Source organism: Streptomyces sp. NPDC059398 (assembly GCF_042751845.1).
Taxonomy (GTDB): domain Bacteria; phylum Actinomycetota; class Actinomycetes; order Streptomycetales; family Streptomycetaceae; genus Streptomyces.
Map to the genome: position 1 here is coordinate 1 of NZ_JBHYWP010000053.1, position 5,526 is coordinate 5,526.

The 5,526-nt window shown below is 70.8% G+C and carries 5 protein-coding genes; 3 read left to right on the forward strand and 2 right to left on the reverse strand.

The genetic code is table 11. The features are described 5' to 3' along the window. Positions 1 to 41: 41 nt before the first annotated feature. Together ACFXBC_RS19715 and ACFXBC_RS19720 are read right to left on the reverse strand one after the other, a co-directional pair. A complete protein-coding gene (locus ACFXBC_RS19715) occupies positions 42 to 425 on the reverse strand; it encodes a peptidase inhibitor family I36 protein (RefSeq protein ID WP_385025709.1) in 384 nt (127 codons plus the stop codon). Positions 426 to 720: 295 nt separating this feature from the next. Further along, positions 721 to 2,319, reverse strand: a complete 1,599-nt coding sequence (locus tag ACFXBC_RS19720; protein WP_385025575.1) for an MFS transporter — start codon at positions 2,317 to 2,319, stop codon at positions 721 to 723. 178 nt (positions 2,320 to 2,497) lie between these two features. On the opposite strand from ACFXBC_RS19720, the gene ACFXBC_RS19725 reads away from it, so the two are divergent. From ACFXBC_RS19725 to ACFXBC_RS19735, 3 genes are all read left to right on the forward strand, one after another. Beyond that, on the forward strand, positions 2,498 to 3,172 hold the full coding sequence (locus ACFXBC_RS19725; RefSeq protein ID WP_385025712.1) for a TetR/AcrR family transcriptional regulator: 675 nt from the start codon (positions 2,498 to 2,500) through the stop codon (positions 3,170 to 3,172). Positions 3,173 to 3,257: 85 nt separating this feature from the next. Continuing rightward, positions 3,258 to 4,445, forward strand: coding sequence for an alpha/beta hydrolase (locus tag ACFXBC_RS19730; protein WP_385025578.1), 1,188 nt, complete (start codon positions 3,258 to 3,260; stop codon positions 4,443 to 4,445). A gap of 109 nt (positions 4,446 to 4,554) precedes the next feature. Further along, entirely contained in the window at positions 4,555 to 5,412 is an 858-nt protein-coding gene (locus tag ACFXBC_RS19735) for a DUF4429 domain-containing protein (protein WP_385025581.1), read from the forward strand. The last annotated feature ends 114 nt before the right edge of the window (positions 5,413 to 5,526 follow it).

Genomic DNA, 5,526 nt, shown 5'->3' on the forward strand with positions numbered 1-5,526 from the left:
GCCCTCACGTGTGCTCGCTCCTCCCTCGCGGGCCCGCGGGCTCAGTTCTCCCAGATCTTGAACGCCCGCACCTGGTACGGCGAATGCGGCAGCCAGGTGCCGCCGCCCGGGTAGGTCTCGAACTCGCCGGTCTCGGCGCACTCGGCGGACTGGTACGTGGTGACCGGGCGCCCGGTGCGGTTGGCGACGGACTGGGCGGTCGTCCCCGCGGGGAGCGGCGTGCAGCTCTCGATGCCGGTGCCGGAGAGGTCGTACGTCCGCCGGGCGCCCTTGAAGCCGCCCTTCTCCCAGAGGCAGAGCTCACCGGTCGCGCACTCCCCCATCCGCGGCTGGGACGCGGCCAGCGCGGTCCGCGGGGCGAGTACCTGGGGCGCGGCGAGCGCGGTGGCCGTGACGAGCCCGGCCGTGACGGTGGTACGGAGCAGCGCCCTGCGGACACCGGCGGCGGGCGTACGACCCCTTGTGCGGTCCGGCGCGGTGCTCAGCGCGGTGTTCAGCGTGGCGTCCGGCCCGGTGCTCGGCGTGGCGTCCGGCGTGCTGGGCGTGGTGTTCATGGTGGTCCCCCGTGGTGCGTCGTACGTACGGATCTTCCGGACCGCAGCCTGACCCGTGACCGCGTACCACCGGAAGGGCGCACCGCCCGGATCACCCTGATAGGCGACAGCCCCGCCGGAAGGGTCCGGCGGGGCTGTCGGATGCGCGGAGTTGACGCGGGAGCGCTCAGATGTGAGCAGCACCCGCGGCGGCCTCCGGGTTGTCACCGCGCTTGGTGAGCAGGGCCACGAAGATGGCCACGACCGCCACGCCGGCGGCGACCAGGCAGGCCAGGCCCATGCCGGACATGAAGGTGTCGTGCGCGACATCGGTGATCTTCGCGGCGAGTCCGGCCGGCGCCTGCGGCGGTACCGGGGCCATACCGACCTGGACGGCCTGCGACGCCTGGTCCAGCTGACCGGGCCCGAACGGGGGAAGCTTGGCGTCCGTCCAGTTGCCCGGGAGGGCGCTGTCGACCTTGGAGGCCATGACCGCGCCGAGCACCGCCGTACCGAGGCTGCCGCCGATCTGCATGGCGGCCTGCTGGAGACCGCCCGCGACGCCGGAGAGCTCCATCGGGGCGTTGCCGACGATGACCTCGGTCGCGCCGACCATGACGGGGGCGAGCCCGAGGCCGAGCAGTGCGAACCAGATCGACATGCTGACGCTGCCGGTGTCGGTCTCCAGCGTGGACATGCCGTACATCGCGACCGCGGTGCAGAGCATGCCGCCGGCCAGCGGGATACGCGGGCCGAGCTTGGTGATCACCGCGCCCGCGAGCGGGGAGGCGACGATCATCATGCCGGTGAGCGGCAGCAGATGGAGTCCGGCGTCGACCGGGCTCATGCCGTGCACGTTCTGCAGGTAGAAGGTGACGAAGAAGAGGCCGCCCATGAAGGCGATGGCCATGAGCACCATCAGCACCACGCCCGCGGAGAGCGGCACCGAGCGGAAGAGCGCCATCGGGATGAGCGGCTCCCTGACCTTCGTCTCCCAGAACGCGAAGGCCGCGAAGCAGACCACCGAGACGGCCAGGAACATCCAGACCTTGCCGTCGCCCCAGCCCCAGGCGGGGGCCTTGATGAGCGCCCAGACCAGACAGAACATGGCCGCCGAGAGCAGCAGGATGCCCAGGATGTCGAAGGACTTCGGGGCGTTCTCGGCGCGGTGGTCCTTGAGGATGACCGCGCCCACGACGAGCGCGATCACACCGACCGGCACGTTGATGAAGAAGACCGACTGCCAGCTGACGTGCTGGACGAGCAGGCCGCCGATGATCGGGCCGCCGGCGGTGGAGGCGCCGATGACCATGCCCCAGAGGCCGATGGCCATGTTGAGCTTCTCGGCGGGGAAGGTGGCGCGCAGCAGTCCGAGCGCCGCGGGCATCAGCAGCGCGCCGAACAGGCCCTGGAGGACGCGGAAGGTCACGACCAGGCCGACGCTGTTGGAGAAGCCGATGGCGCCGGAGGCGGCGGCGAAGCCGATTACGCCGATGAGGAACGTCTGACGGTGGCCGAAGCGGTCACCGAGCTTGCCCGCGGTGATCAGCGCCACCGCGAGGGCGAGGAAGTACCCGTTGGTGATCCACTGGATCTGGGCGAAGCTGGCCCCGAGGTCCTTCTGGATGGCCGGGTTGGCGATCGCGACGATCGTGCCGTCGAGCGCGACCATCATCACGCCGATGGCCACGGAGAAGAGTGTCAGCCAAGGGTGGCCGCGGAGCCCCTTGGCCGGTGGTGCCGAGACTTCCTGCGGCGCCGGGTCGACAGTGGTCTGACTAGTCATAAGAATCAGATTAGTGTCAGCCGCTGACAGTTGACAAACCAATTCACAAGTCGGTAGCTGTCACGTAGCTCACAGGTAATCTGAATGGACAAAGCGCCCGAAACGGGAAGCAGTTCGGGACCGCGCGCCGTACCCCCAACCCCACTTTCCCCCACCGGAAGAGGACCAGAACGTGACGATGGAGCAGACGGAGCCGTCGACGCCGGGCGCGCCGACCGGACTGCGGGAGCGCAAGAAACAGCGCACCCGCGAGGCCCTGCTGCGCGTCGCGCTCGAACTCTTCACGACGAAGGGGTACGAGCAGACCACCGTCGACGAGATCGCCGACGCCGTCGAGGTCTCCCAGCGCACCTTCTTCCGGTACTTCGCCAGCAAGGAGGAGGCCGCCTTCGCCGTGCACGACCTGGTGGAGTCCCGCTTCTTCACGGCGCTGGAGGCCCGCCCCCCGCAGGAGAGCCCGTTCGAGGCCATGCGCAACGCGGTGCTCGCCTCCTGGGACAGCATCAGCCTGACCATCGAGGACCTGGTCCCCGTCGATCTGTATCTGCGGGTCTGTCAGGTCATCGAGTCGTCACCGGCCCTGCTCGCGATTCATCTGCGCCGCTCGGCCCAGCTGGAGGACCGCATCGCCCAGCTGATCGCCGCCCGCGAGGGGCTCGACGTGGACACCGATCCGCGGCCCCGGGTGGCCGTCGCGGCGTTCGACGGTGTCATGCGGGCCACCGGCCGGATCTGGGGCAAGGGCGAGGATCTGAGCATCGCGGCCATGCGGGCCGTCGCCCTGGCCCATCTCGACCAGATCGGTCCCGCACTGGCGGAGAACTGGCGTACGACAGACGCACAGAGACTGTAGTCATTCGGATACATTCCCGCCGCGAAACGTGATGTGCCTCACTGACTTCGTAAGCACCCTTCCCCGTCTCCTAGGGTGGCGGGCAGTGACTTCCTTCGACTCCTCCCCCACGCTCACCGTCTGGCGCACCCTGCTCGCGCTCGCGGTGGTGTTCGTCATGCTGGCCACGACCGGCTGGACTGCCGTGCACCACCAGAGAACCGCCGGACCACGCCAAGCCGCGCTGGCCGCCTGGGGCAAGGGCTCCATCGCGGATCACCACCTCCCGTCGGCCAACGCGTCGCCGCATCGGCTGGCACGTTTCTTCGCTTCGCTCACCGCGGGCGACCGGACCCGGCTCGCCGACCGCTACCCGCTGGTGGTCGGCAATCTCAACGGCGCCCCGGTGAGCCTGCGCTACGAGGCCAACCGGCAGGCGCTGAAGGAGGCCGCCGCGCAGGAGCACAAGCGGCTGACCGACCCGACGCTGAACAAGGTCGGCCAGCTGGACGCGCTCCAGACGTACGACCGCTACAACGCGCTGGCGCAGCCCGGCCGGCAGATCCTCGCCTTCGACCCGACCGGCACCGGCCGCGTCGCCGAGGTGATGGGCGATCTGCAGCGGGCCCGGCACATCTCCATCGTGGTGCCCGGTGTCGACACCAATCTGCTGACCTTCCAGAAGTCCCAGAACGCCTACTACACCGCGCCGGTCGGCATGGCGACGTCGCTGTACGGCGCCGAGCGCGCCGCGGACCCCGGGTCGCGCACCGCCGTCATCGCCTGGGCCGACTACACGTCGCCCGTCGGTATCGGTGTCGACGCGGCGATCGGCAGACTCGCCGCCGAGGGGTCGCTCCGGCTGCACGCGCTCGTCGACGCGCTGCCGGGCCGGGCGCCCGTGGCGCTCTTCTGCCACAGCTACGGCTCGGTGCTCTGCGGGGTGGCCGCCCGTAACCTTCCGTCCCGGGTCAGCGACATCGCGGTCGCGGGCAGCCCGGGGATGCGTGTCGAGAACGCCGCGCAACTGGGCACCGACGCCCGGGTGTGGGCGATGCGGGACAGCGACGACTGGATCCAGGACGTCCCGCATCTGGATGTCGGCGGCCTCGGTCACGGCGCCGATCCGGTGTCACCGCAGTTCGGCGCCCGGGTCGTGTCGGCGGGCTCGGCGCAGGGTCATACCGGCTATTTCACGCCGGGTACGGAGAGTCTGCACAACTTCGCGGCGGTCGGCACCGGCGAGTTCGCTTCGGTGACCTGTGCGCACGGCGGGACCGCCTGTCACGGCTGACCACAGCTGATTTTGCGGTGGCCGGTGAGGTTCACGCGCGTAGATGCCCGCACATCAGGTCCGCCGCAGAGGGGCGACGCGCAGGCGCACGCCGCCTACGATGTGGCACATGGGTGATGTACTGGCGGGAATTCAAGCCACCTGGGAGTTCGCGACCGACTCCGTGCTCATCCGCTTCGAACGGGGGATTCGCACGCCGAAGCTCTTCCAGGCGCTGCGCGAGAGGCGTATCCCCCACGAGGCGCTGGGGTCGGTGACGGTGACCGAGGGCAGACGGGGGACGGTGGTGCTCCGTGCGGCGCCCCGCGCGGGCGCCGACCCGCTGATGGAGGCCGCTTCGGGGCAGCTGAAGGAGGGGTGCGATCCGTACCGGCTGGTCCTTCCGGCCGCGCAGCGGACGCTCGCGGAGTACTACGCGGAGGAACTGGCGGCCCGGCTCGTGCCGGAGGCGGCGGAGCCCGCCGAGCGGTTCCTGGTAGCGGCGCCGGAGGCACCGCTCCACTTCAAGGCGTACGACGGCAAGGCGTCCTTCGACGGCTCACGGGTCTCGTTCAGATGGTCCTGGACGGGCGCGTCGTCGGCCAAGTGGAAGAGCGGCGACCAGAGCTTCCCGGTGGACGAGCTGACCGGGGTCGACTGGCGCTCCCCCGAGGTGTACGACGGGTATCTGCGGGTGCTGCGGCAGGGCGGCCCGGACACGGCGCAGGCCGACCAGGATCCGGCAGCGGTCGTCTTCGGGCTCGGTTACGGGCCGGTCCACGAGTCGCTGCCCTTCGCCGCCGCAGTCCTCGGGGCGGCCCGCCACTCCAGGACGGTGCCGGTCCCGGTGCCGGCCATCGCCACCGGCCGGCGCGACCCCGCGGACATCGCCGAGCGGATACGGCACCTGGGCGAGCTGCACTCCTCCGGGCTGGTGACGGACGACGAGTTCAGCGCGAAGAAGGCCGAGCTGCTGGCGGAGCTGTAGCCCGGTCCCGTGGACGGCGGAGGGGGGCCCCCGGGGGGGCGGCCCCGCCCCGCCGCGGGGGTCGGCCCCACCCCGGCGGGGGTGGGGCGGCGGGGCCGGGGGCGCGGCGGCAGC